29 protein-coding genes are annotated in these 26,917 nt (G+C 62.6%); 20 read left to right on the top strand and 9 right to left on the bottom strand.

Features of this window, described 5'->3' with window-relative positions; translation table 11 throughout:
- Positions 1 to 10: 10 nt before the first annotated feature.
- Genes BM229_RS07280 through BM229_RS07270 form a run of 3 tightly spaced genes read right to left on the bottom strand, consistent with a single transcriptional unit; the run spans position 11 to position 2,844 of the window.
- Positions 11 to 853, bottom strand: a complete 843-nt coding sequence (locus BM229_RS07280) for an NAD-dependent epimerase/dehydratase family protein (protein WP_093926933.1) — start codon at positions 851 to 853, stop codon at positions 11 to 13.
- Between the two features lie 12 nt (positions 854 to 865).
- The gene (locus BM229_RS07275) at positions 866 to 1,645 is read right to left on the bottom strand and encodes an HpcH/HpaI aldolase family protein (protein WP_093926932.1); all 780 of its coding nucleotides are present in this window, start codon (positions 1,643 to 1,645) and stop codon (positions 866 to 868) included.
- Complete coding sequence (locus BM229_RS07270; RefSeq protein ID WP_093926931.1) at positions 1,642 to 2,844, bottom strand: NAD(P)/FAD-dependent oxidoreductase; 1,203 nt, start codon at positions 2,842 to 2,844, stop codon at positions 1,642 to 1,644. The genes BM229_RS07275 and BM229_RS07270 overlap by 4 nt, the downstream gene beginning before the upstream one ends.
- 251 nt (positions 2,845 to 3,095) lie before the next feature.
- Here BM229_RS07270 and BM229_RS07265 point away from each other — a divergent pair, with 251 nt between their 5' ends.
- From BM229_RS07265 to msrB, 4 genes are all read left to right on the top strand, one after another.
- The gene (locus tag BM229_RS07265; RefSeq protein ID WP_093926930.1) at positions 3,096 to 3,644 is read left to right on the top strand and encodes a sigma-70 family RNA polymerase sigma factor; all 549 of its coding nucleotides are present in this window, start codon (positions 3,096 to 3,098) and stop codon (positions 3,642 to 3,644) included.
- Positions 3,641 to 4,333 (top strand): anti-sigma factor, encoded by a 693-nt coding sequence (locus BM229_RS07260; RefSeq protein WP_093926929.1) that lies wholly within the window; start codon positions 3,641 to 3,643, stop codon positions 4,331 to 4,333. The genes BM229_RS07265 and BM229_RS07260 overlap by 4 nt, the downstream gene beginning before the upstream one ends.
- Positions 4,334 to 4,504: 171 nt before the next feature.
- Positions 4,505 to 5,059 (top strand): fasciclin domain-containing protein, encoded by a 555-nt coding sequence (locus tag BM229_RS07255; RefSeq protein WP_093926928.1) that lies wholly within the window; start codon positions 4,505 to 4,507, stop codon positions 5,057 to 5,059.
- 81 nt (positions 5,060 to 5,140) lie between these two features.
- On the top strand, positions 5,141 to 5,623 hold the full coding sequence (gene msrB, locus BM229_RS07250; protein ID WP_093926927.1) for a peptide-methionine (R)-S-oxide reductase MsrB: 483 nt from the start codon (positions 5,141 to 5,143) through the stop codon (positions 5,621 to 5,623).
- 54 nt (positions 5,624 to 5,677) lie between these two features.
- Here msrB and hrpB read toward each other — a convergent pair whose 3' ends face one another.
- The gene (gene hrpB / locus BM229_RS07245; protein WP_208604047.1) at positions 5,678 to 8,119 is read right to left on the bottom strand and encodes an ATP-dependent helicase HrpB; all 2,442 of its coding nucleotides are present in this window, start codon (positions 8,117 to 8,119) and stop codon (positions 5,678 to 5,680) included.
- Between the two features lie 62 nt (positions 8,120 to 8,181).
- Between hrpB and meaB the strand changes: the two genes are divergently transcribed.
- A complete protein-coding gene (gene meaB / locus BM229_RS07240; RefSeq protein WP_093926926.1) occupies positions 8,182 to 9,156 on the top strand; it encodes a methylmalonyl Co-A mutase-associated GTPase MeaB in 975 nt (324 codons plus the stop codon).
- Here the strand turns inward: meaB and BM229_RS07235 are convergent.
- From BM229_RS07235 to BM229_RS07225, 3 genes are all read right to left on the bottom strand, one after another.
- The gene (locus BM229_RS07235; RefSeq protein ID WP_093926925.1) at positions 9,153 to 9,581 is read right to left on the bottom strand and encodes a PACE efflux transporter; all 429 of its coding nucleotides are present in this window, start codon (positions 9,579 to 9,581) and stop codon (positions 9,153 to 9,155) included. The two genes, meaB and BM229_RS07235, sit on opposite strands and share 4 nt — an antisense overlap.
- A gap of 107 nt (positions 9,582 to 9,688) precedes the next feature.
- Entirely contained in the window at positions 9,689 to 10,633 is a 945-nt protein-coding gene (locus BM229_RS07230; protein ID WP_208604032.1) for a tyrosine recombinase XerC, read from the bottom strand.
- On the bottom strand, positions 10,630 to 11,337 hold the full coding sequence (locus BM229_RS07225) for a DUF484 family protein (protein ID WP_093926924.1): 708 nt from the start codon (positions 11,335 to 11,337) through the stop codon (positions 10,630 to 10,632). The genes BM229_RS07230 and BM229_RS07225 overlap by 4 nt, the downstream gene beginning before the upstream one ends.
- A 269-nt stretch (positions 11,338 to 11,606) precedes the next feature.
- Here BM229_RS07225 and BM229_RS07220 point away from each other — a divergent pair, with 269 nt between their 5' ends.
- A complete protein-coding gene (locus tag BM229_RS07220) occupies positions 11,607 to 12,527 on the top strand; it encodes a nitrilase-related carbon-nitrogen hydrolase (RefSeq protein WP_162931871.1) in 921 nt (306 codons plus the stop codon).
- A 63-nt stretch (positions 12,528 to 12,590) separates the two neighbouring features.
- On the opposite strand, the gene fsa is transcribed toward BM229_RS07220, so the two are convergent.
- Positions 12,591 to 13,244: a fructose-6-phosphate aldolase gene (gene fsa / locus BM229_RS07215; RefSeq protein WP_067623130.1), complete on the bottom strand. Its 654-nt coding sequence runs from the start codon at positions 13,242 to 13,244 to the stop codon at positions 12,591 to 12,593.
- 122 nt (positions 13,245 to 13,366) lie between these two features.
- On the opposite strand from fsa, the gene BM229_RS07210 reads away from it, so the two are divergent.
- The 4 genes from BM229_RS07210 to BM229_RS07195 all read left to right on the top strand — a co-directional run bounded on the left by BM229_RS07210 (position 13,367) and on the right by BM229_RS07195 (position 18,451).
- The gene (locus BM229_RS07210) at positions 13,367 to 15,556 is read left to right on the top strand and encodes a primosomal protein N' (RefSeq protein ID WP_093927259.1); all 2,190 of its coding nucleotides are present in this window, start codon (positions 13,367 to 13,369) and stop codon (positions 15,554 to 15,556) included.
- A gap of 252 nt (positions 15,557 to 15,808) precedes the next feature.
- Entirely contained in the window at positions 15,809 to 17,041 is a 1,233-nt protein-coding gene (locus tag BM229_RS07205) for an MFS transporter (RefSeq protein ID WP_093926922.1), read from the top strand.
- An 82-nt stretch (positions 17,042 to 17,123) separates the two neighbouring features.
- Positions 17,124 to 17,996 carry a 50S ribosomal protein L11 methyltransferase gene (locus BM229_RS07200; protein WP_093926921.1) on the top strand — a complete coding sequence of 291 codons (873 nt, stop codon included), beginning with the start codon at positions 17,124 to 17,126 and terminating at the stop codon, positions 17,994 to 17,996.
- 110 nt (positions 17,997 to 18,106) lie between these two features.
- Positions 18,107 to 18,451, top strand: coding sequence for a hypothetical protein (locus BM229_RS07195; RefSeq protein ID WP_093926920.1), 345 nt, complete (start codon positions 18,107 to 18,109; stop codon positions 18,449 to 18,451).
- A gap of 105 nt (positions 18,452 to 18,556) precedes the next feature.
- Here the strand turns inward: BM229_RS07195 and BM229_RS07190 are convergent, their stop codons facing one another.
- Complete coding sequence (locus BM229_RS07190; protein ID WP_093926919.1) at positions 18,557 to 18,775, bottom strand: DUF1127 domain-containing protein; 219 nt, start codon at positions 18,773 to 18,775, stop codon at positions 18,557 to 18,559.
- 355 nt (positions 18,776 to 19,130) lie between these two features.
- On the opposite strand from BM229_RS07190, the gene ruvC reads away from it, so the two are divergent.
- From ruvC to pal, 10 genes are all read left to right on the top strand, one after another.
- Complete coding sequence (gene ruvC / locus BM229_RS07185) at positions 19,131 to 19,637, top strand: crossover junction endodeoxyribonuclease RuvC (RefSeq protein WP_093926918.1); 507 nt, start codon at positions 19,131 to 19,133, stop codon at positions 19,635 to 19,637.
- Positions 19,634 to 20,311, top strand: a complete 678-nt coding sequence (gene ruvA, locus BM229_RS07180; protein WP_093926917.1) for a Holliday junction branch migration protein RuvA — start codon at positions 19,634 to 19,636, stop codon at positions 20,309 to 20,311. Before ruvC ends, ruvA begins: the two co-directional genes overlap by 4 nt.
- 46 nt (positions 20,312 to 20,357) lie before the next feature.
- On the top strand, positions 20,358 to 21,377 hold the full coding sequence (ruvB, locus tag BM229_RS07175; RefSeq protein ID WP_093926916.1) for a Holliday junction branch migration DNA helicase RuvB: 1,020 nt from the start codon (positions 20,358 to 20,360) through the stop codon (positions 21,375 to 21,377).
- Positions 21,378 to 21,408: 31 nt separating this feature from the next.
- Positions 21,409 to 22,032: a hypothetical protein gene (locus BM229_RS07170; protein ID WP_093927258.1), complete on the top strand. Its 624-nt coding sequence runs from the start codon at positions 21,409 to 21,411 to the stop codon at positions 22,030 to 22,032.
- Positions 22,029 to 22,427: a YbgC/FadM family acyl-CoA thioesterase gene (locus BM229_RS07165; protein WP_093926915.1), complete on the top strand. Its 399-nt coding sequence runs from the start codon at positions 22,029 to 22,031 to the stop codon at positions 22,425 to 22,427. The genes BM229_RS07170 and BM229_RS07165 overlap by 4 nt, the downstream gene beginning before the upstream one ends.
- A gap of 117 nt (positions 22,428 to 22,544) precedes the next feature.
- Positions 22,545 to 23,240 (top strand): protein TolQ, encoded by a 696-nt coding sequence (gene tolQ / locus BM229_RS07160; RefSeq protein ID WP_067942529.1) that lies wholly within the window; start codon positions 22,545 to 22,547, stop codon positions 23,238 to 23,240.
- Between the two features lie 3 nt (positions 23,241 to 23,243).
- Positions 23,244 to 23,717, top strand: a complete 474-nt coding sequence (gene tolR / locus BM229_RS07155; protein WP_093926914.1) for a protein TolR — start codon at positions 23,244 to 23,246, stop codon at positions 23,715 to 23,717.
- A gap of 102 nt (positions 23,718 to 23,819) precedes the next feature.
- Entirely contained in the window at positions 23,820 to 24,905 is a 1,086-nt protein-coding gene (locus BM229_RS07150; RefSeq protein WP_420855243.1) for an energy transducer TonB, read from the top strand.
- 40 nt (positions 24,906 to 24,945) lie between these two features.
- Positions 24,946 to 26,253, top strand: coding sequence for a Tol-Pal system beta propeller repeat protein TolB (gene tolB / locus BM229_RS07145; protein ID WP_244152152.1), 1,308 nt, complete (start codon positions 24,946 to 24,948; stop codon positions 26,251 to 26,253).
- A 100-nt stretch (positions 26,254 to 26,353) separates the two neighbouring features.
- On the top strand, positions 26,354 to 26,884 hold the full coding sequence (pal, locus tag BM229_RS07140) for a peptidoglycan-associated lipoprotein Pal (protein ID WP_093926911.1): 531 nt from the start codon (positions 26,354 to 26,356) through the stop codon (positions 26,882 to 26,884).
- Positions 26,885 to 26,917: the final 33 nt, after the last annotated feature.

The raw sequence follows: 26,917 nt of genomic DNA, 5'->3' as shown, positions 1-26,917 counted from the left end.
GTCTGGTCGCTTAGGTCTCTTTTTTGTCGTCGACGATGGTCATCTGCGCGATGCCGCTTTCGCCCAGATCGACCTTGGCGAAGGGGCCGCCGTGGCACATTTGGCCGGGGTCGGTGATGTCGACGGGGCCTTCTTCGGCCAGCACTTTTTCGGCGAATTGCTCGGCGTTGTCCTTGGGCCGGTAACCGAGGAAGGCGGCCTTGGCATTGTCCACCGGGGCGCGGTCGTTGTTCGATACACCGTAGATGACCGAGAAACCGACCGAGGGGGTGTCGACTGCGCGGGTCACCAGTTGGATCAGATCGTCATAGCTGAGCCACGAGCCAAGCGCGCGAGAGTTGTTGACCTGCGCGGCGCTGAGGATGCGTAGGTGCACGGATTCCAACTGGCGCTTGTCCCAATACATGCTGCCGAGGTCTTCGGTGAAGCATTTGGCGAGGCCGTAGAAAGTGTCGGGTTTGTGGGGGGCGTCAATGCCGATGAAATCGGATTTCTTGTGCATCCCCACGGCGTGGATCGAGGAGGCATAGACGACGCGGCGTGCGCCTGCCTGATAGGCCGCTTCCCACACGTTGTAAGAACCGACGAAGTTCGGGCCGAGCAGTTCCATGAAGGGTTTTTCGTCCACGATGGCACCGAAATGCACGACCATGTCGGCGCCCTCCATCAGCGCCGCGACCTGATCGTATTCCGCCAGATCGGCCTTCTGATAGCGTTCGCCGTCATAGAGTTTGCCGATGTCCTCGGCGATGTCAGAGCTGACCAGTTCTTCGCACATCGCGGCCAGCGGCTCGCGCAGGTATGAGCCAAGCCGACCGGCAGCACCCGTCAGGACCAGTTTCTTAAATTTCATAACATCTTCCTTTCACGTCTCAGAAATCTTGTCGCGCACTTGGGCGCGCAGGGCATCGGCCCCTTTGGCCAAAAGTCCCACATCCGTGCCGCAGGCAACAAAGGTGAAGCCTTCGTTCAGCAGTTCGGCGGCGAAGTCGGGGTCGGTGACCAGAGTGCCCACGGGAATGCCCTTGTCCATCAAGAGTTTGGCGGCGGGGCGGATCACCTCCCAGACCTCGGGGTGCAGGGTCTGACCCAGATGGCCCATATCAGCGGCGATATCAGCGGGGCCAAAGAAGATGCCGTCGATCCCCTCAACCTCGGCAAAGGCGGCGGCGTTTTCAACGGCGGCGCGGGTTTCAAGCTGGATCAGGATGGCGGTCTGGTTCTCGACCTCGGTGTTGTAATCCTCGACCCGGCCAAACTGGTTGGCGCGGTTCAGCCCGGCCACCCCCCGGATACCGCGCGGCGGGTAGCGGCAGGCGGCCACGGCGGCGCGGGCCTCGTCAGGCGTCTGTACCATCGGAAACAGCAGCCCCGGCGCGCCGAGATCCATCAGGCGTTTGACCTTGACCGCGTCGTTCCAATCAGGCCGCACCATCGCCGTGGTGTCACTGCCCGAGAACGCCTGAAGCTGCCCCAGCACCGATTTCATATCGCTCGGCGCGTGCTCCATATCCAGCATCACCCAGTCATAGCCTGCATGGGCAACCACCTCGGCGGCATAGCCATCCGAGAGGGAGACCCAGAGGCCCAACTGCTTTTTCCCGGCGCGGATGGCCGTGAGGAAGGTGTTCTCGGGGTGCTTCATATCACGGCCTTTTCGATGAATTTCTCGGAACGTACGATCCGCGCGTAATCCAGTGGGGTCAGGTCAAGCGAACGATAGGCCCCATGGGTGATCAACTCAGCCGTGCCGCGCCCGATGGCGGGGGCCTGCTGCAACCCGTGGCCGGAAAACCCGTTCATAAAGACGAAGTTTTCGACCTTGTCGTGCCGTCCGACAATTGCGTTTTGATCCACAGTGTTAAAGGCGTAATGCCCGACCCATTCGTTGATCACCTTGACCCGTTCAAAGGCCGGAACGCGCGTGGCGATGATGGGCCAGACTTTTTCCTCCCAGATCGAATGGTCAAAGGTGAAATCATCATAGGCCGCGTCATAGTCATCTTCGGGCGGGCAGCCGGCCATATAATACTTACCCTCTTGGCGCATATGCACGCCGCTGGGGTCGATGGTCAGCGGCAGGTCCATCTCAAGCGGCTCCGCGGCATCAAAGATGAAGGTGTAGCGTTTGCGCGGCACCACGGGCAGGGTGATGCCCGCCATCTGCGCCGTCGCCGCCGCGCGGGGGCCAGAGGCGTTGACCACCGTGCCGCAAGCGACTTTTGCGCCGGACTTCAGCGTTACCGCATCCACCGCGCTGCCTGCGGGGTTCAGGGTCATGCCCGTCACCTCATCATGGATAAAGGTCACGCCCCGACGCTTGGCCATACGTTTGAACCAGTCGAACATCGTGCCGCCGTCGAAGTAGCCCTCGTTCACCGTGTTGTGGTTGCCCGCGATCACATCGTCGAGCATGTAAAATGGATAGCGCGCGGCGATCTCGTCCTTGGTCATATGCTGGGTATGTGCCCCCATGGAGGCCTGAATGCTCTGCGCTTCCCGCAGGGTCTCGGCAAACTCCGGCGTGTCGGCAAGGTAGAGGTAGCCAAAGCTTTGCAGCGCCAGGTCAGGCACCTCGGGATCGTCGTGCATGAAGTGGCGGAAGTTGCGGATGAACTCGGCCCCGAACTGCGAAATCTGGATGTTTACCGGGGCGCTGAACTGCTGGCGGATGCAGGAATTCGTATGGCTGGTTGAGGCGAACTCATAGGTGGGGTCACGCTCCACCACCAGCACTTCGCCGTCAAACCCCGGCGTGTTGGTCAACCACCAAGCCAAGGCCGAGCCGTAGATGGCCCCACCCACAATCACCACGTCATATGACGTCTCAAGCGCGTTTTGCATGCACAGTCTCCCTTTGCGCATTCCCCTCTGAAACTTGGGTAGCCTAAGCATCCAGAGCCTGCAATCTCTGTGAACAGCGTGACGAATTTTCCTTTTCCCGCGATGGGTTGCGCGGATGCCTTAGGATAGGGCAAGGTGCCGTAGAAAGCGTCTGGTGGTAATGCGCCGTTGACTTTTATGGCGGCTGTCGCACCATGAGCGATGTGCCGCGTCCGCGCCGCCAAAGACATGACCGCCCAAAGGAGTGACCCTTGAACAGCGACCGTGAAGAGATCGAGCGTCTGATTGGACAGGTCGCTCTGGGGGACCGTGCGGCATTCGAGACACTTTATGATCGGGTGTCCGCGAAACTATTCGGGGTCTGCCTGCGTGTGTTGGATACACGGGCCGCAGCAGAGGACGCCATGCAGGACAGTTTCGTCAAAATCTGGAATAATTCCGACCGCTATCAGGCCAATGGTCTGTCGCCGATGACGTGGCTGATTACCATTGCGCGCAATACCGCGATTGATCGGCTGCGTGCGACCCGCAAGGGGCATCAGGATATCGACACGCCGGGGCTGGAGCTGGCCGCGCCGGGGCCGAACCCCGAACAGTCCGCCGTTGCCGCATCAGAAGCGAAGCGCCTGACCGGCTGCCTCGACGATTTAGAGGCCGACCGGGGCGCTGCCGTGCGCGGTGCTTATCTTGATGGCGACAGTTACGCCGACCTTGCCCAGCGTTTTAATGTGCCTCTTAATACGATGCGCACATGGCTGCGGCGCGGGTTGATGAGCCTACGGGAGTGTATGAGCGCATGAGTGACACGCCTATCACCCCCCCTGAAGACGACAATCTGCTGGCCGCCGAAGTGGCGTTGGGTCTGCTCGAAGGCGAAGATCGCGTGGCCGCACGCGCCCGCCTTTTGCAAGACCGCGATTTTGCCCGGACCGTGGCCGATTGGCAGGAGCGTTTCGTCGCGCTGACTGATGATATCGCACCTGTCGCCCCGTCCACCAAGACGCGCAAGGCGCTGATGTCGCGGCTCTTCCCCACGCGCCATGTGCCGTTGATGCAGCGCCTCTGGCTCTGGCAGGGCATTTCGGTTGCAGCACTTGCGACCGTGGCCTTCCTTGCTCTGCCCATGTTGCGCGAGGCGCCTACCCAAGTGCCGGGCGAAGTCTATGCCACCCGCATGGCTGCCGAAGACAGTGCGCTGGAAATGCTGGCCGTTATGGATATGTCACGCGGCGATATCGCGCTGCGTCGGGTTTCGGGTAATGCACCTGAGGGCCGTGTGCTGGAGCTTTGGGCCATTCTTCCCGACCGCGCGCCGATCTCTTTGGGCGTTCTGCCTGAAGGCGACGTGAACCGCGTGGCCTTGCCTGCCGAGCTGGCACCCGAAGCGGCGCAGATCACGCTGGCCATCACCGATGAGCCGCCGGGCGGCGCGCCGGAGGGCGCGCCCACTGGCGGCATCATGGCCCTCGGCGCCGTTGCAGAACTGTAAAAAGGTTGAACGCCCTCCCCAGATCGGGGCGGGCGTTTTTCTTTGTTCATATAGAAACAGTATCTTGAAGCTTATTCAGAATTTTTTGAACGTTTCTGAAACTCCTTCACCTCTTGGCCCGTGGGTTCAGCATCGCCGCCCACAACGGGAGGCATCTGAGGAGGACTACCAATGATCAACTTCAAATCTTTCGCCGCCGCCACCGCCACTGCCGCTCTGTTGGCAACCGGTGCCATGGCTGCCAACCCCGAAGTGGGTGGCGCGCCAATGTTTGAAAACAAAAACATCGTCGAGAACGCTGTGAACTCTGCCGATCACACCACGCTGGTCGCCGCTGTGAAAGCTGCCGGTCTGGTCGACACGCTGGCTTCCGAAGGCCCGTTCACCGTTTTCGCCCCGGTCAACTCCGCCTTTGACGCGCTGCCCGCTGGCACCGTCGAGACGCTGCTGAAGCCCGAAAACAAAGAGATGCTGACCAAAGTGCTGACAGCCCACGTTGTTGCAGGCAAATGGTCTGCCGCTGACATCGCCGCCAAAGCGCGCGCTTCCAGCGATGGCTTCTACCACTTTGAAGCGGTATCGGGCGACGCTTTGTCGGCTCAGGTAAAGGGCAAAAACGTCTATATCCTTGACGAAAACGGCAATGCATCGCGTGTAACTATCGCAGATGTGAACCAGTCCAACGGCGTGATCCACGTTGTAAACAGCGTGTTGGTTCCCAAATAATAGGCAACCTACACTGAGATGCCGGGCCAGTACCCCCATGCTGGCCCGGTGCGATCCCAACCCACCGCGAGGAGTAACACCATGAACAGACGTCATTTTCTGACATCGACCTTTCTGGGCGCCACCGCCATCGGGCTGGGCACACGCGGTGCATCGGCAGCCTATGTCGAGGGCGATTTTGAGATTACGCGCAGCGAGGCCGAATGGCGCGCCATGCTGAGCGATACCGAATATGCCGTGATGCGCGAAGGCGATACGGAGCGTGCCTTTACCAGCCCGCTCAACGATGAGACGCGTCCCGGCACCTTTATCTGCAAGGGCTGTGACCAGCCGCTTTATGACGCTGCGACCAAGTTCAAAAGCGGTACCGGCTGGCCGAGCTTCTATCAACCGCTTGAAGATGCGGTCGAGACGATGCCGGACAACAGTTTCTTCATGCGCAGGACTGAGGTGCACTGCGACCGCTGTGGCAGCCACTTGGGCCATATTTTTGACGACGGGCCTGAGCCGACGGGCAAGCGGCATTGCCTGAATGGCGTCTCGCTGAAGTTCGTCGCGGCCTAATCACTACGGTATAACCGACCTGACCGCGCGCCGTTTTCGGCGCGCGTTGCCGTTTTAAGTGCCGCGCGGTTTGGCGCGCAGGGTCGGGTCTGCCACCGTGGGGTCTTCGGGCCAAGGGTGGCGCGGGTAGCGCCCCCGCATGTCTTTGCGCACATCGGCGTAGGAGCTGGCCCAGAACCCCGGAATATCCATCGTGACCTGCACGGGGCGCTGAGCGGGGGAGAGCAGGGTGACCTGTAGCGGTTGCCCGCCCACGGTCGGATGCCGAGTCACGCCGAACATCTCTTGCAGGCGCAGCGAAATGCCGGGCTGTTCGCCGCTATAATCAATCGCCACGCGCCGCCCCAGCGGGGTTTCGAAATGCGCAGGCGCGGCGCGGTCCAACTCTTGCTGCTGTTCCCAAGTCAGCCGCGCTTTCAGCGCCGGGGTGATGTCAAACCCCTTCCAATCGCCGGTGCTGCGTACATCCGTCAGATGCGGTAGCAGCCAATCATCAAGCGTTTCCATCAGATGCGCTTCGCTGAAATCGGGGAAAGGCGCGGACATCAGCCGCGCACGGGCCAGAAACAGCGTTGCGGCCTTGCCGGGTTTCAACCCCAACTGTCGCACACCGTCGAGCATCGCCACGGCCACCGCATCGGCAGGGGCATCGGGCCAAGTGCGGTCTTCCAGAACCAATGCGCCAAAGACTTCTTGCCGCCGGGTCAGCACGCGCCCCTCGCGCCGCGACCAGAGGCAGACGTCCTGCCAGTGGATTTGATCGGCGAATGTGGCGCGTAATTCGGCATCCGTGATCAGCGCCGCCTGCCGGATCCGGGCCTCGCGTGGGTCGCCGTCCAGATCGGTCGCCACAAGCAGCCGTGCGCCCGCCATTGGGTCAGCCTCAGGCAGAACCGCGCCTTTACCGCCCGACAGAACATAGCGCGGCGCGTCACCTTTGCGGCGCAGGCCGACGCGGTCAGGATAGGCGAGCGCGGCGAGAACGCCCAAAGCGTCCGGCCCGTCGCCCTTTGTCATCCGGCCCAGCCGCTTGGCCTCGGCCTTGATCCGCGCCAGCGTCGGGGCATGGGGCGCGGCGGCGGTGCATTTCCCGGCCAGCGCACCCATCCGCAGTGACAGGTCCGCCGGCGCACCGCGCATCGGGTCGCGCTCGGCCAAAAGTGCGGCGAGCAGCGGCGCACGCGGACCGCCACGCGCGACCATATGCGCCAGACGGGGGTGCAGGGGCAGCTTGGCCAATTTGCGGCCATGGTCGGTGATGCGGCCTGTGTCGTCCAACGCACCGAGCATGCGCAAGACCGCCTGTGCTTCGGCCAAACGGCCCGCATGGGGTGGGGTGACAAAGCTTAATTCTTCGGCCTGTGCGCCCCAGAGCGCCAGTTCCAGCGCGAAGCCGGTGAGGTCGCCCGCCTCAATCTCGGCTGGGGGGAAGGCGGCCAGCGCGCCTTCTTCGCCGCGCGTCCAGAGTTTGTAGGCCACGCCCGCCTCAACCCGCCCGGCCCGGCCCGCGCGTTGCGTGGCCTCGGCGCGGGTGACACGTTCGGTCACCAGTCGCGACATGCCCGAGGCGAGATCGAACAGCGCGCGGCGCGAGCGGCCAGCGTCGATGACGATGCGGATGCCTTCGATGGTGAGCGAGGTTTCGGCAATGGAGGTCGCCAGCACGACCTTCCGCCCCGACTGTACAGGCGCGATGGCGGCCTGCTGCGCTTTGAAATCCAGCGCTCCGAAGAGCGGGGTCAAGGTGCAGTCGCTTGGCAGGGCGGAGCTCAGAAGCGCTTCCACCCGCCTGATTTCGCCTTCGCCGGGCAAGAAGACCAGCGCCGAACCGGGGGACTCCGCAAGCGCCTTGAGCGTCAGGTCGGCCACCGCATTCTCCAGCCGCTGCTTGCCCATCGGCTTGTCGAGCCAGCGCGGCACCACCTCAAAACTGCGGCCCTCGGAGGTGACGATGGGGGCCTCCATCAACTCTGCCACCGGCGCGGCATCAAGCGTGGCGGACATGGCGACGAGCAGCAGATCGTCCCGCAAGGCACCCGCGACTTCGAGGCAAAGTGCGAGGCCAAGATCGGCGTTGAGGGAGCGTTCGTGGAATTCGTCGAAGATCACCGCGCCGATGCCGGGCAGGTCGGGGTTGTCCTGCAACATGCGGGTCAAGATTCCCTCGGTGACGACCTCGATGCGGGTATTTTTCGACACCGCCGAAGCGCCGCGCACGCGAAAACCGACGGTTTGTCCGGTTTCCTCGCCAAGGCTTTCGGCCATGCGCGCAGCGGCGGCGCGGGCGGCGAGGCGGCGCGGCTCCAGCATCAGGATGCGGCCATGGGGCAGGCGAGCGTCGAGCATCGCAAGCGGCACCCGCGTCGTCTTGCCCGCGCCCGGCGGCGCTTGCAGCACGACGCGGCCCGTCTCGCGCAGGGCAGAGATGACCTCAGGCAAAACGGCGTCGATGGGCAGGGCGAAATCAGCGTTGGACATAGCGCGGTTATCGGGCATCGCGCGCGCCGCGCCAAGGGTGGGGATGGACAATTCCGCGCCGCCCCCGCAAAAGTTGGTGCATGAATATCGACGATCTGGCCAAGGGCATCATAGCAGGCGAGCGTCGCGCATTGGCGCGGGCGATTACGCTGGTGGAATCGGGCCGTGCGGACCATCGTGCGGCGGCGGCGGACCTGCTGGCGAAGCTGCCCTCCGACCGGCAGGCGCTGCGCATCGGGCTCTCAGGCACGCCGGGGGTGGGTAAATCCACCTTCATCGAAAGCTTTGGCATGATGCTGACCGCGCAGGGCATGCGCGTGGCGGTGCTGGCGGTGGACCCCAGTTCGGCGCGTTCGGGCGGGTCGATCCTGGGTGACAAGACGCGGATGGACCGCCTCAGCCGGGAGCCGCGCGCTTTCATCCGTCCTTCGCCCAGCCAGACCCACCTCGGCGGGGTGGCGCGGCGCTCGCGTGAGGCGGTGCGGCTCTGTGAGGCGGCGGGTTTCGACGTGGTGCTGATTGAGACTGTGGGCGTCGGCCAATCTGAAACCGTGGTGGCCGAGATGTCGGACGCTTTCGTACTGTTGCTGGCTCCGGCGGGCGGCGACGAATTGCAGGGCGTGAAACGCGGTATCATGGAGATTGCCGACCTCATCGTCATTAACAAGGCAGATGGCGATTTGAAATCTACCGCCGCGCGCACCCGCGCCGACTATGCCGGGGCGCTGCGTTTGCTGCGCAAACGCCCGCAAGACCCCGGAGGTTACCCCCGCGCCACCGCTGTGTCGGCGCTTGAGGAAGACGGGCTGGACGAGACTTGGGCCGCGCTGCAGGAGTTAATCGAATGGCGGCGCGCAAAGGGCTTTTGGGACCATACGCGCGCCGCGCAGGCGCGGTATTGGTTCGAGCAGGACGTGAAACAGCGGCTTTTGGCGCAGTTGGAGACACCACAGGCGAAGGACGATCTGGCACGGCTCAGTGACGCCGTGGCCGAGGGCGCGCGCGATCCGGCAGAGGCGGCGGCCGAGTTCGTGAGCCGCCTCCGGGCCGATTAGGACTGGCGGACAGGCTCCGGCACCGGGAAGATCACGTCGTAGACCCAGTTAAAGACGAAGGCGTAGATCAGGTAGAACAGCGCAAAGCTCACGTCGATCAGGAAGGCCTCCATCAGCGAAATACTTAGGTACCACGCGATAAAGGGCATCAGCACAAAAAGCAGGCCGATCTCGAAGGTCACGGCATGGAGCACGCGGATCGGCACAGTCTTGCGGACCGTGCCGCGCAGACGGCGTAGGGCGTGGTCAAACCCGAGGTTGTAGAGGTAGTTCCATCCCGTCGCGATGCTGGCGCTGACGATGGTGACAACGCCGATCTCATGCAATGGCTTGTCAAAAAGCCATGCGCCCATGGGCGTGACGATCAAAAGGGCGAGAACTTCAAAGCTGATGGCGTGGCGGATGCGGTCTGCAGTACTGCGCATGGGGTCGGTCCCGGTATTGGTCGGGTCGTCCCGAGTGTGTTCCCATATGGGGGAGGTCGTCCTCGCTTGGCTCCAATATGGCGATTGGCCCGCAGGGTGCAATAGGGTCAGCGGCCCGCCTTGGGATGGGCGTTGTTATAGACTTCCATCAGCCGCGCGGTATCCACGGCAGTATAGGCCTGCGTGGTCGACAGCGACGCATGGCCCAGCAGTTCCTGAATCGCGCGCAGATCGCCGCCCGCGTCGAGCAGATGCGTGGCAAAGCTGTGGCGCATGGCATGAGGTGTGGCGGTGGCGGGCAGGCCCAATTGCATCCGCGCATCGGCCATCACCTGCGCCACGGCGCGCGCGCCCAAGCCACCGCCGCGAATGGCACGGAACAGCGGCGCATGTGGCTCTTGCGGGTAGGGGCAGAGGGCGAGGTAACCTTCGACGGCAGCGCGGGCAGCGGGCAGCACCGGTACGACCCGTTCCTTGCCGCCTTTGCCGATGATGCGCAGACTATTTGGCAGGGGCGCATCGCCGCCTTTAAGGGCGAGCGCCTCGGAAATCCGCAAGCCGCAGCCCCACAGCATCGTCAGCACAGCGACATCGCGCGCCGCGACCCATGGGGCGCGGGCTTGGGTCTCGACGCAGTCGATCAGCGCGCGGGCAGCGTCTTCGGCCAGCGGGCGGGGCAGCTTCTTTTGGAACTTGGGCGACCGGGCAAGCAGAACGGCAGTGGGCTCGAACCCCTCCCGCTCGGCAAGCCAGCGGTAGAAGGCTTTCACCGCCGAGAGTTTGCGCGCCACGGAGCGCGAGCCGACACCGCCGCTGCGCGTGCTGGCCATCCACGCGCGCATGTCGCTGATGGTGATTTTCGCCAGCGCGCCAAGGCCTTGGGTGTCGCCCTTGTGCAGCGTCATAAAGGTGAGAAACTCGGTCACATCGCCCCTATAGGCGATGATCGTATTCTCAGCCGCGTCCTTCAAGGCGCTCTGGTGCTCCAGCCATGTCTGAAGCGCGTCCCGCGCGGCGGGACTGACCAGCAGCGGATTTGCCTTCTCGCTCAAGACAGCCAGCGGCGCATGGTGCGTTCCAGCACGCCGGTAAAGAAGGTGAGCAGATCAGTGCCTTGCTGCGGGCCAAACATATGCGGGTCTTCGGCCCCCATGACCAGCAAGCCCGGCAGGCGGCCCGCGCCGAAATCGAGTTTTAGGCAGGCCTCAGAACGGATCCAGCCCGCCTTGGTGCCATACAGCGCCTCAGAACCGTCTTGAAGTGCGCGCAGGGTCACTTGCCGCACCAGACCACCGCGGCCCTGGCTGAGGTAATCGTCGATGAAGCCGGGCTCGGCCACGGTCAGCACATCGCCCAAACGTTGTACAGCCGGATCATTGTCGTTCTGGACCGACTCGAGCACCAGTTTCACCGCATCAACGCGCAGGATGTCGGCCACTTCGCCGCCTAGATTGCGCAGAAAGGTCTCAAACTCCACGGGGTCCAGCATTTGCAGGATCGCGCGGTGGATCTGATTGGTCCCGGCGAGGTTCTCATAAGCCGCCGCGATAACGCTGCGGTGGGTATCTTCCAGCCGATCAAGCCGGGTTTCCAAACGCTCCATCGCGATGCCGCGCAGATCGACGATATTGCCGCCCATGGCCTTTTCATTGGCCGCAATCAGCGCCTGCATCACATCGCTGTCGTCAAGGATGACATCGGGCGCGGAGATGATCGCCTCACGCAGGGCGTCGTCAATTTTGGGGCTGCTGCTCATGGGCGTCTCTTTTTGATTTGCGGTGTCATAGCATGGTGGGGCGTCAAGATCTGCCCCCAATTGGTCACGGGTCTTGCCGCCTGCGGTCTTTGTTGCCGCCTTGCGTCAGGCCGGGATGTAGAGCGAAGCCCACGGGAACAAAAGCGGCGCGGGTGTGTTGGCCCCGGTCGACGCGCGGATTTCAGCCGCAAGGCACGCGCGCCTGATCGAAGCCCGCTGCATATCCCCGGATGTGGCGAAATGGCCCTTGCCGGGAGAGGAAATCTTACATGGAACATGTCTCTGTCGATCTTTGGGCCGCCAACCTTCAGGTCACGCCGGATTCGCTGCAAAGCTGGCTTGCCAGTGTGGAACTGCGTCTGCAACAGGCCGCCGCGCGCGAGGCGCAGCTTTTGGTGATGCCAGAGTTTTGCTGCGCACAGTGGCTGAGCTTTGCCCCGGCGGACCTGCCCGCAGAGCAGCAACTGGGCTGGCTCGCGCAGACCGCCGCGCTGGCGCTTGACCCGATGCGCCGCATGGTCGAGCAAACAGGCGTCGCCCTGCTGCCCGGCACATTTCCTGTGGCCTTTCCATCGGTCGACGCGCCCGAGGGGTATCTTAATCAGGCGTGGTTCCTGACCCCGGATGGCGGAATGCAAGTGCAAAACAAACTGAGCCTGACGCCGCTGGAAGCCAATGGCGCCAGCGGTGTGACCATCGCAGGCACCGGGATCAACCTGTTCGATTGGAACGGGCTGCGCTGTGTTATCGCGATCTGCCTTGATGCGGAATATACCGCGCTTTGGTCGAAACTGGGGGAGCTGGACCTTGATCTGGTGATTATCCCCGCAAAGACTGACATGATCACTGGCTACAACCGTGTATTCAGCTGTGCACGGGCGCGGGCGATCGAATTGCAAACCGCAGTGTGCTGTGTCGGCGCAGTGGGCGCGCCGTTGACCCCGTGGCAAGAGGATACCGGCGTGGGCGGGGCGAGCGTCTATCTGCCCTGCGATGTGTCGGTGGCCTTGGACGGGATGCACGCGGCCTTGCCGCCCCAGACGGCGGCGCAGGGCATGGACCTGGTGTTGCAGGCTCCGGCGATTCCCGTGGGGCAGTGCCGTCGCATCCGCGCAGGCGCGGCCGAGGCCGAGGTGCGCCCCGGCCTGTGGTCGGGCGATCACCTGACAGTTGAAGGCAACGCCGCATAGGGCAAAGAAAAACCCCCTCCGCCAAGGGCGGAAGGGGTTTGATGTCTTGGCGCACAGGCCGGATCAGAGGATGTTCTGACCGGTCTTTTTCCAATCGGCCATGAACTGCTCCAGACCTTTGTCGGTCAGCGGGTGGGAGGCCAGTTTCTTGATCACTTCTGGCGGCGCGGTCATCACGTCGGCACCGATGCGCGCGGCGTCGAGGACGTGGTTCACGCTGCGGATGGAGGCCGCGAGGATCTGCGTCTCGAACCCGTAGTTGTCATAGATGGTGCGGATGTCTTGGATCAGGTCCATGCCATCGAGGTTGATGTCGTCCAGACGACCAATGAAGGGCGAGATGAAGGTCGCGCCCGCTTTGGCCGCAATCAGCGCTTGGTTCGCCGAGAAGCAGAGCGTCACGTTGATCATGTGACCCTCGCCCGACAGAACCTTACAGGCTTTCAGCCCGTCCCATGTCAGCGGCAGCTTGATGGTGATGTTGTCGGCGATCTCGGCCAGTTTGCGGCCTTCGGCGATCATCGCGTCGGCTTCCAGCGCCACCACTTCGGCGGAAACGGGGCCGTCGACGAGGTCACAAATCTCTTTGGTGACCTCAAGGATGTTGCGGCCTGATTTCAGGATCAGGGAGGGGTTGGTTGTCACGCCGTCGACCATGCCAAGGTCATTGAGTTCGGCAATGGCGTCGATCTCGGCGGTATCTACGAAGAATTTCATGGGCTTTCCTTCCGGGTTGGAATGTGATCGCTAACAGGTCTATTGCTTGCCTTGGCTTTACCGCATGATCTGCGATGCTTAAAGCCTCAATTCCCCCAAGCGACACGGAGCATGCGGCAGACATGGCTGAATTCTACCATCATGGCGAGTTGCTCTCGGTGATGACCACCCAGCCTTTGGGCCGGGCGTTGGACTATCGTGCGCCCGAGGGCGGCTGCCATGCGGGAGCGTTTGTCGAGGTGCCATTGGGCCCGCGCAAGGTGATGGGTGTGGTCTGGGGGCCGGGGGCCGGGGACTATGACATCAACAAGGTGCGCCATGTGATTCGCGTGCTGGACGCCCCGCCGATGCGCGACGAGATGCGCGAGTTTTTGCTGCGTTCCGCCGCCTACACGCTGACCCCACTGCCCGCAATGCTGCGGCTCGCCACCCGCGCGCCGGGTTTGGGCGATCCGCCGTCGATGCGCAAGATTTACCGGGCGGGCGAGGGCCTGCCGACCCGCATGACCGACGCGCGCCAGCGGGTCATGGCGGTGCTAGAGGAATACGGCGATCTGGCGTTTACCCTGAAGGAACTGTCGGAGATGGCCGGGGTCACGTCTTCGGTGGTGAAGGGGCTGGTGGAGCAGGGGGCCGTGCGCGAAGAGGAAAGCCCCCGCGACCTGCCGTTTCGGCGGCTCGATCCGTCACTGCCCGGCAAGGCGCTCACCGAGGATCAGGCGACAGCGGCGGCGGTTTTGCGCGACGGGATCAAGGCCGAGACCTATGGTACGACCCTTCTGCGTGGCGTTACCGGATCGGGCAAGACCGAGGTTTATCTCGAAGCTGTGGCGGCGGCGATTGAGGCCGGGCGGCAGGCATTGGTGCTGCTGCCTGAGATCGCCCTGACCGAACAGTTCTTGGACCGCGTTGAGGAGCGCTTTGGCGCCAAGCCCGCCGAGTGGCATTCCGGCGTCACCATGACCGAGCGCCGCCGCATCTGGCGCATGGTGGGCGAGGGCAATGCGCAACTGGTGATCGGCGCGCGCTCGGCGCTGTTCCTGCCGTTCCAGAACCTCGGGCTCATCGTTGTCGATGAGGAGCATGACACCTCCTACAAGCAGGAAGACGGTGTCCTGTATAACGCCCGCGACATGGCCGTGCTGCGGGCCTCGATCTGCGGCGCGCAAGTGGTGCTGGCCAGTGCCACGCCCAGCCTTGAGACTTGGGCCAATGCCGAGGCGGGCAAGTATCGGCGGTTGGAGCTGACATCGCGCTTTGGTCCGGCGGTGATGCCGCAGATGGGCGCAATTGACATGCGGCAGGCAGGTTTGCCGGGGGACAAGTGGATTTCGGGCGAGATGAAGCGCGAAGTCGATGCGCGGTTGGAACGCGGCGAGCAGGCGATGCTGTTCATCAACCGTCGCGGCTATGCGCCGATTACGCTTTGTCGTGCCTGTGGCGAGCAGATTGGCTGTGATCAATGTGACGCGCGGATGGTGGAGCATCGGTTTCTCAAGCGCCTCGTCTGCCACCAGTGCGGTGAGACCAAGCCGATGCCCGAAGCCTGTCCGTCTTGTCAGGTCGAAGGCAAGCTTGCGCCCATCGGCCCTGGGGTGGAGCGGTTGGGCGAGGAGGCCACGGCGCTCTGGCCCGAGGCGCGGATCGCGACCTTGAGTTCGGATATGTACGGCTCGGCGCGGGCGCTCAAGGCCGAGATCGCGGGAATTGCCGAAGGGGCGGCGGATATCATCATCGGCACGCAACTGGTCGCCAAGGGACACAACTTTCCAAAGCTGACGCTGGTGGGGGTGATTGATGCTGATCTCGGCCTCACCGGGTCGGATCTGCGCGCGGCGGAGCGGACGTTTCAACTGATGCGGCAGGTGGCAGGGCGTGCGGGGCGGGCCGAAGCGCCGGGGGCGGCGCTTTTGCAGACCTATCAGCCCGAGCATCCGGTGATCCGGGCGATCTTGGCGGGTGAGGAGGAGAAATTCTGGGCCGCCGAGGCAGGCGAGCGGCGGCAGGCCGGGGTGCCGCCTTACGGGCGTATGGCAGGGATCATCCTCAGCGGCAGCGATGCGGCGGCGGTGTTTGATCTGGGCAACCATCTGGCGCGGAATGACGGGCCGTTGCGGGCGGTGGGGGCGCAGGTTTTTGGCCCCGCGCCCGCGCCGATCGCCCGGGTGCGCGGGCGGCATCGGGTGCGATTGTTGGTCAAGGCGGATAAGAGTGTCGCCTTGCAAGAGGCGCTGAGCCGTTGGGTCGGATCGGTGCGGCTGAAAGGCGATTTGCGGCTGGCGGTGGATATCGATCCGCAGAGTTTTTATTGAACTTGGCTTTCACATATCGAGGCCAACGACTGCCCGCGGGTCGGCGATCCGAAGGCGTTCTGTGCCACTTTATGGATCAATCATGATATACGCTCGCGAGGTCGCACTTAACCTCACCAAATCGCCTACCCGGGGGGCGGGCAGGCGATGACCCGGCGCCTGCGGCTTGATTCCGGGCCCGGTGGCAGTTAGCCGCGTTGCGAGCTTGCCTTTTCTCTCGCCATTCCCGCATGCCGGGCGTAATAAATCCGCATGACCCGCTATATCACCCTCGAAGAAGCCAAAGGCCTGCCGTTCTGGCGTCGCCCCGTGGCTCTGCTGTTCCTCATGGCGCTGGCCATGCCCATCGCTTTCAACACATGGTCGGCGCTGCTGAATAATTTCGTCATCGAGGTGGCCGACTTCGACGGGTCCGACATCGGCCTGCTGCACACCGTGCGCGAAATCCCCGGCTTTCTGGCGATCGGCGTCATCGCCATTCTGCTGTTCGTGCGTGAACAAGTGCTGGGATTGGTGTCACTGACCCTTCTGGGGGCAGCCACGGCGATCACCGCCTATTTCCCCTCCATGGGCGGCATCCTTACAATCACCATGCTCAGCTCAATCGGCTTTCACTACTACGAGACGGTGAACCAGTCGCTGCAACTGCAATGGCTGAAAATCGAAGACGCGCCGCGCATGATCGGTTGGCTTATGGCGGCTGGATCGCTGGCGACGCTGGTGGCCTACCTGGCAATCATGGCGCTGTGGGAGACGCTGAACCTCAGCTATAACATCGTCTATATGATTGGCGGCGGGGTGACCGTGCTGGTCGCAATCATCGCCATGCTGGCCTATCCGCAGTTCGAAGCCCCCACGGTGCAGAACAAAAAGATGATCCTGCGTAAACGCTACTGGCTCTATTACGCGCTGCAATTCATGTCAGGCGCGCGGCGGCAGATTTTTGTGGTTTTCGCGGGCTTTATGATGGTCGAACGCTTCGGTTTTGAAGTGCATGAGATCACCATGCTCTACCTCATCAACCTTGTCGCCAATATGCTGTTCGCCCCGCTGATGGGCCGCGCGGTGGGTCATTTCGGCGAACGCCGGACGCTGACGGTCGAATATGTCGGGCTGATCCTCGTCTTCCTTGCCTACGGCGGCGTCTATTACCTCGGCTGGGGCGTGGTGATCGCGGCCACGCTTTATGTGCTGGATCACATGTTCTTTGCCCTCGCATTGGCGCTAAAGACCTATTTCCAAAAGATCGCAGACCCCGCAGATATCGCACCCACGGCGGCGGTGGCCTTTACCATCAACCATATCGCGGCGGTGTTCTTGCCGGTCGGGCTGGGCCTGCTCTGGCTCGTCTCGCCTGCGGCGGTGTTCTTCCTTGCCGCGGGGATGGCAGCAGTCTCGCTGATGCTGTCGCTGCTGATCCCGCGCCACCCGGCACCGGGGCATGAGACGATCTTTCAAACTGCCGTGCCCCAAGCCGCCGAATAGGCCGCGAAACCCAGCATGGCTTGACCCGACACGCGCGCGGCCCTAGGCGAAGCGCAACCGCACCGCAGCAAAGGACCGCGCCATGCCCACTTTCACCGCTCTGACGACTCTCACAGGCCGCGACCCCGCCTATGCCTTGGGCGAGGCGATGGAGCGGCTGACTCCCGAACCCACGGGCGTTGGCGTTTTTGAAATGGAAGACGGCTCGGGCCTGTGGGAAGTCGGCGGTTATTTCGAGGAAAAGCCTGACGCCGCCGCACTGGCGGTGCTGGCCAAGGCGATGGGCGCGAAGGATTTCACCGTCTCTGAACTGCCGGAAACAGATTGGGTCGCCCATGTGCGCCGTGAATTGGCCCCGGTCGAAGCGGGGCGCTTTTTCGTCTACGGCAGCCATGACGCCGACAAGGTGCCCGACGATTGCGAACCGCTATTGATCGAAGCCGCCATGGCCTTCGGCACCGGCCACCACGGCACAACGCTGGGCTGCCTGCGCGCCTTGGACCGTCTGGCTGGCGAGGGGTTCCATGGCAAGAAGGTTGCCGACATCGGCTGCGGCACCGCCGTGCTGGCCATGGCCGCCGCGCGCATCTGGCCCGAGCCGGTATTGGCCAGTGACATTGATGAAGTCGCGGTCGAAGTGGCACAGGCCAATGTCGATGCCAACAATCTGTCGGGCCGCGTGACCTGCGTCGAGGCCGCAGGCTTTGATCATCCCCAATTGGCCGAGGCTGCGCCCTTTGATCTGGTCTTTGCCAATATCCTCAAAGGTCCGCTGGTCGCCTTGGCACCTGACATGGCCGAAGCGTTGCAGCCTGCGGGCTATGCGATTCTCTCCGGTATCCTGAATGAGCAGGCTGACGAGGTGATCGACGTTTATGCACGATCCGGCATCAATCTGATGCATCGTGAGAGCATTGGTGACTGGACGACATTAACGCTGCAAACTAACGCATAATTCGCGCCTCATTTTCGTTGCATTTGGCCTTCTTGCCCCTTTGTTGCCACAATTTGTCTTTATTCAAATTGGCAGCAAACGGTGGGGGCCGAATTGCTACGGAGGCTGTGATGGCTGAAGGACACGCTCAATTCGCGAAACGTATTGAACTTCTGGGGCGCAAGCATCGGAAGATGCAACACGGATATGTCACCCGCGTCGGGCGCGACGGGTTGATCACCGTTTTGCCAAAGCGGGGCAAACGGGGCTTCCCGATGAGGGGGCTTTACCTGATCGTTCTGGTGTTTTTTGGCTTCAAAGCCTTCACCCTCGCCGCGATCGGCCCGGTGACCTACAACGAGCGGCTGTCGCGGATGAACAATGGGTCAAGCCTAGAGCAGGTTGGTGCCAAGATGATGGCCATCGATCCCGTAACAGAGGCTTTGGCAGGGCTGACCGGCCCAATGATGCGCTAAGCACAGCGCCCTATTTCTGAAATAGAAAAAAGCCGTAGCGGGTATATCCGGCTACGGCTTTTGCATTCGGGCAGGGCGCTGCGTCGCGGGGCGCGCGTGCGGCAATCAGCGTACGAAATGGTTTTGCGCCACAAGGTCGATATCGCCGCGGATCAGGCCAATATCCTGCAACTCAAGATCGGTCAGATCCGACAGCGCCTTGCGGGTGGCGCAGCTGTCCTGCCACGCTTCGACTGCTGCAAAGAACGCGTCGAAAAAGCTGAAAATGCGAGAGACGGCCGATGTAGAGCCGTAAGCGGTGCGGGTGGTGTCGAAAGCTGCCATGGTGCCGTCCTATGTCTGATCGTCGGTTGCGTCCTGGGCGGCGCACCGAAAGGCGCCATGTTCAAAACGGGATTTTTGGCAATTATGCCCGAATACAGGATCGCGCAATCCCTCAAAAACGACATGGAGGTCTGCATTTTTTGCATGGGTCAAAATTGGCTCTAACCCTTTGCCTATAAGTGATAAATCTCCTTTATGAGGTGTCGGTTTTGTATCACGAACAGGCGTAATTCGACGCTGCGGTTCAAATGCGACGGCGCGGGTGTCGCAAAGCGCTTGTGACGCATCAGGGCTTTGCGATGTTCGCGTTTCGTGCTAGTGCACCAAAAAAGCAACAAATTTATCGAGGGCAGAGATGATACGGGTGATCGGCATAGATCCGGGGCTGCGCAATTTGGGGTGGGGGGTCATCGACGTCTCTGGCAGCCGAATCGCACATGTCGCCAATGGCATCTGCCACTCCGAAGGTGACGACCTTGCGGCGCGGCTGCTTTCCTTGCACGGGCAGTTAACGCGGGTGCTGGCCACCTACCGCCCCGGTGCTGCAGCGGTTGAGCAGACCTTTGTAAACAAAGACGGGGCTGGCACACTGAAACTGGGGCAGGCGCGGGGCATTGCGATGTTGGTGCCTGCGCAATTTGGCCTCGCGGTGGGTGAATATGCGCCCAACAAGGTCAAGAAAACCGTCGTCGGTGTTGGCCACGCGGATAAAGGACAGGTGGCGCATATGGTGCGGATGCAGATGCCGGGGATCGAGATTGCGGGGCCGGATGCTGCCGACGCCTTGGCCATTGCCATTTGTCACGCACATCACGGCGGGGCCAGCACGCTGGCGCAGGCCGTAGCGAGGGCGCAGGCATGATTGGTAAGCTTTCTGGCCGTATCGATTACCGTGCTGCCGATCATATTTTGATCGACGTACGCGGTGTTGGATACCTCGTTTATGTCTCTGACCGCACCATGGCGGCGCTGCCGGGCGTCGGTGAGGTTGTGGCGCTTTATACCGATTTGGTGGTGCGCGAAGACCTGATGCAATTGTTCGGTTTTCAGACGCTGGTGGAGAAGGAATGGCACCGTTTGCTGACCTCCGTTCAGGGGGTGGGGGCCAAGGCGTCTCTGGCAATCCTCGGAACCCTCGGGCCAGATGGCGTGAGCCGCGCAATCGCGCTTGGTGATTGGAATGCGGTGAAGGCCGCCAAGGGCATTGGCCCCAAAATCGCGCAGCGTGTGGTGCTTGATCTCAAGGATAAGGCCCCCGGCGTGATGGCGATGACCGGCACCGTGGCGGACGCTCTGGGCGAAGCGCAGGCCGCTGCCGATGAGACCGTGATCGAAGCCGCGACCCCACGCCCCGCGCCAAAACCCGCAGCGCCGAATGCAGCGGCTCAGTCCGAGGCGCTTTCGGCGCTTGGCAACCTTGGCTACGGCCCCGGTGATGCGGCGGGCGCCGTGGCGCAGGCGGCGGGCGAGATGTCTGAGGCGGACACGCCGACGCTGATCCGCGCGGCGCTCAAGCTGTTGGCGCCCAAGGGGTGACGCCCCCTCTGGCAGAACCCTCCGCCCTGCGCCATAACGAGGCCCTATGACCGACATTGACCCCACCGTGCGGCCCGAGCCGATGCCCGAAGACTTTGACCGCGCTTTGCGGCCTCAGATGCTGGCGGAATTTGTCGGCCAAGCCGAGGCGCGGGCGAACCTCGCCGTCTTCATTCAATCCGCCCGCCAGCGTGGCGAGGCGATGGATCACACGTTGTTTCACGGGCCTCCGGGTCTGGGCAAGACGACTTTGGCGCAGATCATGGCGCGGGAGTTGGGCGTGGGCTTTCGCATGACCTCTGGCCCGGTGTTGGCCAAGGCGGGCGATCTGGCGGCGATCCTGACCAACCTCGAAGCGCGTGACGTGTTGTTTATCGACGAGATCCACCGTCTGAACCCGGCGGTGGAAGAGGTGCTTTATCCTGCGTTGGAGGATTTTGAGCTTGATCTGGTGATCGGCGAAGGCCCCGCCGCGCGGACCGTTCGGATCGAGTTGCAGCCCTTCACGCTCGTTGGGGCCACCACCCGCATGGGTCTGCTGACCACGCCTCTGCGCGACCGTTTTGGCATCCCGACGCGGTTGCAATTCTATACCGAAGACGAGCTTTACATCATCGTCGACCGCAATGCTCGCAAACTGGGTGCGCCCGCCGACGAAGGCGGTGCGCGCGAGATCGCGAAACGCGCCCGCGGCACGCCGCGCATCGCGGGCCGCTTGCTGCGCCGGGTGGTGGATTTCGCGGTGGTTGAGGGCGATGGCCGGGTGACCCGCGATTTGGCCGACATGGCCCTGACGCGGCTCGGGGTCGATCATCTGGGCCTTGATGGCGCTGACCGCCGTTACCTCAAGTTGATCGCGGAGAACTATCAGGGCGGGCCGGTGGGGATCGAAACCCTCTCCGCCGCGCTGTCGGAAAGCCGTGACGCACTGGAGGAGGTGATCGAGCCGTTCCTGTTGCAGCAAGGGCTGATCCAGCGTACCCCGCGCGGCAGAATGTTGGCGGCCAAGGCTTGGACCCATCTCGGCATGGCCGCGCCCAAAGGGCAGAGCGACCTTTTCGGCTGACGCCCCCGGAGCGAAGGTAAGACAGATGACAATGACCGCAGAGCAAATCGAGACCCTTTTTACCCGGCGCGACGGGCAGTTCGCCTTTGCCCGCTGGGGCCGCCCCATCGCGCCGGTGGCCTTTGGGATCGAAGAGGCGGCGCTGCCGGTGGTGAAAGGCGCGCTTGAGGCTGTCGCCAAACTCGCCGGTCACCACATGGTCGAGACCGATCCCGAACTGGGCAGCAATCTGATGATGTTCTTCTTCGCGGATTGGGCGGAGTTGCTAGACGTGCCGGGGATGGACGGGCTGGTGCCCGATCTAGCCCAACAGGTCGAACGCTTGCAGGCCGCTGGGGCCAATCAGTACCGCTTCTTCCGCTTTGAGGAGAACGGCGCGATCAAGGCGGCTTTCGTGTTCCTGCGCATGGACGACAGCTTGCGCGATATGTCAGCGCAAGTCTTGGCGCTGAGCCAAGCGGTACAGGTCATCCTGCTCTGGTCTGAGGACGCCTTTCAAGAGCAATCGCCGCTGGCACTGGCAGATGAGGCGCTGGTGCTGCGCCCCGAGGTCGCCGATGTGATCCGCGCGGCCTATGACCCCGTGATGCCACCTGCCGCCAATGACCCCAGCCATGCGCTGCGCCTTGCCGCGCGGGTGCAGGTGCCGTCATGAGCCATAGCTTTCCGGTCCGCATCTTTTACGAAGACACCGACATGGCGGGCGTGGTCTATTACGCCAACTACCTGCGCTATATCGAACGGGCGCGGTCGGATATCGTCGAACAGATCGGTCTCGACCAACGGGCCATGCGCGACGAAGGGCTGGTCTTTGTCGTCACGCGAGTTGAGGCAGACTACATCAGCGCTGCGCGGTTCGGGGATCGGCTGGAGGTGCAGACCACCCATCAGGCCGTAGGGCCGGTGCGTTGGGTCTTTGACCAAGACGTGCTGCGCGATGGCAAGGTCATCTTTCGCGCCAAAGTCACCGCCGTTTGCATGACCACGGCCGGGAAACCCACCCGTTTGCCAGCGAAACTCCGCCTGTCAGAAGGGGATCCTGCGGCCTGATACCATAATTCTGGCAATCTCTGTTGCAGTTCGTTAGCTTTGCTCCAAATAGAGGCCGGAAAATAGGGCCCAGAGGCAGAATGCCCCAAAGGGGCGGCAGTAAAAGAGCATAGTTAAATGGAAGCAGAGACGCTGGCATTGGCACAGGGGATTGATTTCTCCCTGTGGGGTCTGTTCGCGAAGGCGACAGTCACGGTCAAACTTGTAATGATCATGCTGATCGGGGCCTCTTTCTGGTCTTGGTCGATCATCGTTCAAAAGACCATCCAGTATCGCAAAGCCCGCGCCGAGGCGGCGCAGTTTGATCAGGCTTTCTGGTCGGGCGAGCCGCTGGACGGGCTCTTTGACACCATCGGCGCGGACCCGGATGGACCGTCGGAAAAGATCTTTGCCGCTGGCATGTCCGAATGGCGCCGCTCGCACCGCGAAGATGGCGCGCTGATCCCCGGCGCCACCGCACGGATTGACCGCTCCATGGATGTGGCAATTTCCAAAGAGGCCGAACGCCTGCAAAAGGGCCTGCCGGTGCTGGCGACCGTGGGCTCCACCGCGCCCTTCGTCGGCCTGTTCGGGACGGTTTTCGGCATCATGAACTCGTTCATCGAGATTGCGGCCCAGCAGAACACCAACCTCGCGGTTGTGGCGCCGGGCATCGCTGAGGCGCTTTTGGCGACCGGCATCGGCCTTCTGGCCGCGATCCCGGCGGTTGTGTTCTATAATAAGCTCAGTGCCGACAGTGACCGCATCCTTGGCAATTACGAGGCCTTCTCGGACGAATTCGCCACCATCCTCAGCCGCCAGTTGGACAGCTAAGCCATGGGCGCAGGTGTCATGAAAAAACAGGGCGGCAAGGGGCGGCGTCGCGGTCGCGCGCAGCCGATGGCCGAGATCAACGTCACGCCCTTCGTCGACGTGATGCTGGTGCTGCTGATCATCTTCATGGTCGCGGCCCCGCTCTTGACTGTTGGCGTGCCGGTGGAGCTGCCCAAGACCGCCGCCACGGCCCTGCCATCCGAGCAGGAGGAGCCGCTGACCGTTACGCTCACCGCCGAGGGGGCGGTGCAGATCCAAACCACCGAGACGCCCCGCGACCAACTCATTACCAAACTGCGGGCGATTGCCTCAGAACGGGCCAGCGACCGGGTGTTCCTGCGCGCGGATGGCAAAGTGTCTTATGCGCAGGTCATGGAAGTCATGGGCGCGCTCAACGCAGGCGGCTTTTCCAACATCGGTCTGGTGACCGACATCGGTGGCCCGGCGTTGGACGGCAGCGACACGTCGGGTGGCTGAGCCGTGCATACCGGGCATTACATATCAGGTGCCGGGCATCTGGGTCTTATTGGTTGGCTTCTCTTTGGTGGGATGTTCACCCCCGAGCCTGACCCCGTTGAGATGACCGAAGTCTCCGTGATCTCTGGCGCTGAATATGACGCGCTGGTGGCCGCGCAGCAGCCGCCGTCTTCGTCTACCGAAGTGGCGCAGCCAGCCCCGCCAGAAGTGAGCGAGCAAACCCCCGAGGTAACAGCAGAGCCCGATACCCAGATAGAACAACCCGAGCCGGTGCAGACCGAGACCCCGCCCGAGGACCTCCCCCCCGAGGTGACGGAGTTGGAGTTGCCACCGCAGACCCAAGTGGATGACACGCCGCCCGAAATGAACGAGCCGGTGGGTGATACCGCCGTGCTGGTGCCTGAGATCGCGCCAGAGGCCCGCCCGCGCGAAGCGCCGCGTGTGGCCCCAGAACCGGTTGAGCAGCCCGACCCCGAACTGCGCCCCGATCTGGATGAGCAACCCGCCGTAGCACCAGATGCCGAGGCCGAAGCCGAAACCGTCGTGGAAGAGCCGCAGGAGGCCCAAACGCCCGAGGACAGCACGACCGAAATCGTGACCGAAGCCGATAAAGCTCCGGCTGCCTCCGCGCGCCCACCCGGCCGCCGTCCAACACCGCCGCCCCCGGCACCTGTCGAAGTGGCCGAAGCACCGGAAGAACCGGCTGAAACGCCGGCGCCTGAGCCTACACCTGAACCAACGCCAGAGCCTGATCCAACACCTGAACCCGCTGAGGAACCAGCGACTTCAAGCTCGACCGAGGACGCCATCGCCGATGCGCTGAGCGAAGTCTTGGGGCAGCCCGAGGCAACCGCGCCCGCGCCAAGCGGCCCGCCGCTGTCCTCGGGTGAGCGCGAATCTCTGCGCGTGGCGGTCTCTGCCTGCTGGAACATCGGCGCGCTCTCGACAGAGGCGTCGCGCACGACGGTCGTGGTGGGCATGCAGATGAACACCGACGGCACGCCAGTGGCCAGTTCGATCCGCTTGCTGAGTTCAAGCGGCGGCAGCGACACCGCTGCGCGACAAGCCTTTGAAGCCGCAAAACGTGCGGTCATTCGTTGCGGCAGCAGTGGTTACAAACTGCCGCAGGAAAAATACAGTCAATGGCAAGACATCGAGATGACATTCGACCCAATGAGGAGCCGATAACATGCTGACTAGACTTCTGGGACTACTGGCGCTCTGCGCCATGGCGGCCACGCTCGCGCTGGCCCCCAACCAGTCGCACGCCCAACCGCTGCGCATCGTAATCGACGATCCCACAATCGAACCCTTGCCCTTTGCCGTGCCTAGCTTTCAGCCGGAGAGCGGCGAAGCAGGGCAGATGGCCGTTGACCTAGCACGTGTGGTGTCCGAAGACCTGACCGGCACAGGCCTTTTCCGTGAGATCCCAGCCAGCGCCTATATCTCGACCGTCAGCGATTTTAACGCACCAGTGGAATATGCCGATTGGAAAGCCATCAACGCCCAAGCGCTGATCACCGGGGCGGTCAATGTCAGCGGCAACAGCGTCAATGTAAAATTCCGCGTCTATGATGTCTTTTCCGGTGAAGAACTGCTTGATGGAAATGGGCAGGGCGGTCTGCACTTTTCCGGCACCGTCGATGGCTGGCGGCGCATGGCGCATAAGGTGGCCGATGCGGTCTACAGCCGGATCACCGGCGAAGGCGGCTATTTCGACAGCCGCGTCGTCTATGTCTCGGAGACCGGTCCCAAGGACGACCGCCAAAAGCGGCTTGCGATCATGGATTACGACGGGGCGAACCTGAAGTACCTGACCGAATCCGGCTCTATCGTATTGGCGCCGCGCTTTTCGCCTGACGGCAATCGGGTGCTTTATACCAGCTATGAGAGCGGTTTTCCGCGCATCTATGTGCTTGATATCGGGTCGGTGCAGCGCCGTGCCTTGGAAAGCGCCGAGGGCAGCATGGCTTTCGCGCCGCGCTTCTCGCCCAGCGGTCAGACGGTTGTCTATTCGCTGAGCCAAGGCGGCAATACCGACATCTTCTCGATGGATATCAACAGCGGCCAATCGGTGCGCCTGACCAACACCCCCGCGATTGAGACCGCGCCCAGCTTCTCTCCCGATGGCAGCAAAATCGTCTTTGAGAGCGACCGCTCGGGCAGTCCGCAGCTTTACGTCATGCCCGCCACCGGCGGAGAGGCGACGCGGATTTCCTTTGGCGAAGGGCGTTATGGCACGCCTGTTTGGTCGCCGCGCGGGGATTTGGTGGCTTTCACCAAACAGAACAAAGGCCGTTTCCACATCGGCGTGATGCGCCTTGATGGCTCCGAAGAGCGTCTGTTGACTGCCTCTTTCCTTGATGAGGGGCCGACTTGGGCCCCCAATGGTCGGGTGATCATGTTCGCCCGTGAGACCCAAGGGGCAGGCGGGTCGTCGTCGCTCTATTCCGTCGATATTTCCGGTCGCAACCTCAAACCGGTGCGCACACCTGAAGGCGGGTCTGACCCATCGTGGTCTCCATTGCAGAAGTAACGTTTACCACACCTACCAAACGGGCGCGGGCAATTCCAATGATGCCGCGCCTGTGTTAACACCAGCAACAACAACGCCACCACAGAGAAGGCAGACCCCGATGAAACGCATTTTGACCAGCACGCTTTTGATTTCCGCATTGGCCGTGTCGGCCTGTACTAACCCCGACCGTTTTGGTGCCGATGGCATGGGCGGCGCCGGGGCGAATGCAGGCGCAGGCGTCAATTCTGGCGTAGTGACGGGCAGCGCGAATGATCCGACCTCGACCGCCTACTTTCAGCAGGCCGTGGGCGATCGGGTGCTGTTCCTTGTCGACCAATCGTCGCTGACGGATGTGGGTCGCGCCACCCTTGATGGGCAGGTTGCTTGGTTGCAGACCAATACAGATTATCAGGCCGTGATCGAAGGTCACGCGGATGAGCAGGGCACCCGTGAGTACAACATCGCGCTTGGCGGTCGTCGTGCCAATGCGGTGCGCGAATATATGATCTCGCGCGGGATCGCGGCTTCGCGTCTTAAGACAATCAGCTACGGCAAAGAGCGCCCGATCGAGATCTGCTCGGAAGAGGCCTGCTATGCCAAGAACCGCCGCGCGGTGACCGTGCTGGCAGGCGGCGCGCTGACCAGCTGATCACGGCTCCCGTGACTCAATGACTCATCCAAG

The organism is Sulfitobacter dubius (genome assembly GCF_900113435.1).
Classification (GTDB): domain Bacteria; phylum Pseudomonadota; class Alphaproteobacteria; order Rhodobacterales; family Rhodobacteraceae; genus Sulfitobacter; species Sulfitobacter dubius.
Note: the sequence above shows the minus strand (reverse complement) of the source record. Positions and strands in the feature narration are given on the sequence as shown.

What these genes read in the sequence shown, in the direction of transcription:
- BM229_RS07280 (WP_093926933.1), bottom strand. Translation starts at nt 853, where the DNA reads ATGAAATTTAAGAAACTGGTCCTGACGGGTGCTGCCGGTCGGCTTGGC.
- BM229_RS07275 (WP_093926932.1), bottom strand. Translation starts at nt 1,645, where the DNA reads ATGAAGCACCCCGAGAACACCTTCCTCACGGCCATCCGCGCCGGGAAA.
- BM229_RS07270 (WP_093926931.1), bottom strand. Translation starts at nt 2,844, where the DNA reads ATGCAAAACGCGCTTGAGACGTCATATGACGTGGTGATTGTGGGTGGG.
- BM229_RS07260 (WP_093926929.1), top strand. Translation starts at nt 3,641, where the DNA reads ATGAGTGACACGCCTATCACCCCCCCTGAAGACGACAATCTGCTGGCC.
- BM229_RS07255 (WP_093926928.1), top strand. Translation starts at nt 4,505, where the DNA reads ATGATCAACTTCAAATCTTTCGCCGCCGCCACCGCCACTGCCGCTCTG.
- msrB (WP_093926927.1), top strand. Translation starts at nt 5,141, where the DNA reads ATGAACAGACGTCATTTTCTGACATCGACCTTTCTGGGCGCCACCGCC.
- hrpB (WP_208604047.1), bottom strand. Translation starts at nt 8,119, where the DNA reads ATGCCCGATAACCGCGCTATGTCCAACGCTGATTTCGCCCTGCCCATC.
- meaB (WP_093926926.1), top strand. Translation starts at nt 8,182, where the DNA reads ATGAATATCGACGATCTGGCCAAGGGCATCATAGCAGGCGAGCGTCGC.
- BM229_RS07235 (WP_093926925.1), bottom strand. Translation starts at nt 9,581, where the DNA reads ATGCGCAGTACTGCAGACCGCATCCGCCACGCCATCAGCTTTGAAGTT.
- BM229_RS07225 (WP_093926924.1), bottom strand. Translation starts at nt 11,337, where the DNA reads ATGAGCAGCAGCCCCAAAATTGACGACGCCCTGCGTGAGGCGATCATC.
- BM229_RS07220 (WP_162931871.1), top strand. Translation starts at nt 11,607, where the DNA reads ATGGAACATGTCTCTGTCGATCTTTGGGCCGCCAACCTTCAGGTCACG.
- fsa (WP_067623130.1), bottom strand. Translation starts at nt 13,244, where the DNA reads ATGAAATTCTTCGTAGATACCGCCGAGATCGACGCCATTGCCGAACTC.
- BM229_RS07210 (WP_093927259.1), top strand. Translation starts at nt 13,367, where the DNA reads ATGGCTGAATTCTACCATCATGGCGAGTTGCTCTCGGTGATGACCACC.
- BM229_RS07205 (WP_093926922.1), top strand. Translation starts at nt 15,809, where the DNA reads ATGACCCGCTATATCACCCTCGAAGAAGCCAAAGGCCTGCCGTTCTGG.
- BM229_RS07200 (WP_093926921.1), top strand. Translation starts at nt 17,124, where the DNA reads ATGCCCACTTTCACCGCTCTGACGACTCTCACAGGCCGCGACCCCGCC.
- BM229_RS07195 (WP_093926920.1), top strand. Translation starts at nt 18,107, where the DNA reads ATGGCTGAAGGACACGCTCAATTCGCGAAACGTATTGAACTTCTGGGG.
- BM229_RS07190 (WP_093926919.1), bottom strand. Translation starts at nt 18,775, where the DNA reads ATGGCAGCTTTCGACACCACCCGCACCGCTTACGGCTCTACATCGGCC.
- ruvC (WP_093926918.1), top strand. Translation starts at nt 19,131, where the DNA reads ATGATACGGGTGATCGGCATAGATCCGGGGCTGCGCAATTTGGGGTGG.
- ruvA (WP_093926917.1), top strand. Translation starts at nt 19,634, where the DNA reads ATGATTGGTAAGCTTTCTGGCCGTATCGATTACCGTGCTGCCGATCAT.
- ruvB (WP_093926916.1), top strand. Translation starts at nt 20,358, where the DNA reads ATGACCGACATTGACCCCACCGTGCGGCCCGAGCCGATGCCCGAAGAC.
- BM229_RS07170 (WP_093927258.1), top strand. Translation starts at nt 21,409, where the DNA reads ATGACCGCAGAGCAAATCGAGACCCTTTTTACCCGGCGCGACGGGCAG.
- BM229_RS07165 (WP_093926915.1), top strand. Translation starts at nt 22,029, where the DNA reads ATGAGCCATAGCTTTCCGGTCCGCATCTTTTACGAAGACACCGACATG.
- tolQ (WP_067942529.1), top strand. Translation starts at nt 22,545, where the DNA reads ATGGAAGCAGAGACGCTGGCATTGGCACAGGGGATTGATTTCTCCCTG.
- tolR (WP_093926914.1), top strand. Translation starts at nt 23,244, where the DNA reads ATGGGCGCAGGTGTCATGAAAAAACAGGGCGGCAAGGGGCGGCGTCGC.
- BM229_RS07150 (WP_420855243.1), top strand. Translation starts at nt 23,820, where the DNA reads ATGACCGAAGTCTCCGTGATCTCTGGCGCTGAATATGACGCGCTGGTG.
- tolB (WP_244152152.1), top strand. Translation starts at nt 24,946, where the DNA reads ATGGCGGCCACGCTCGCGCTGGCCCCCAACCAGTCGCACGCCCAACCG.
- pal (WP_093926911.1), top strand. Translation starts at nt 26,354, where the DNA reads ATGAAACGCATTTTGACCAGCACGCTTTTGATTTCCGCATTGGCCGTG.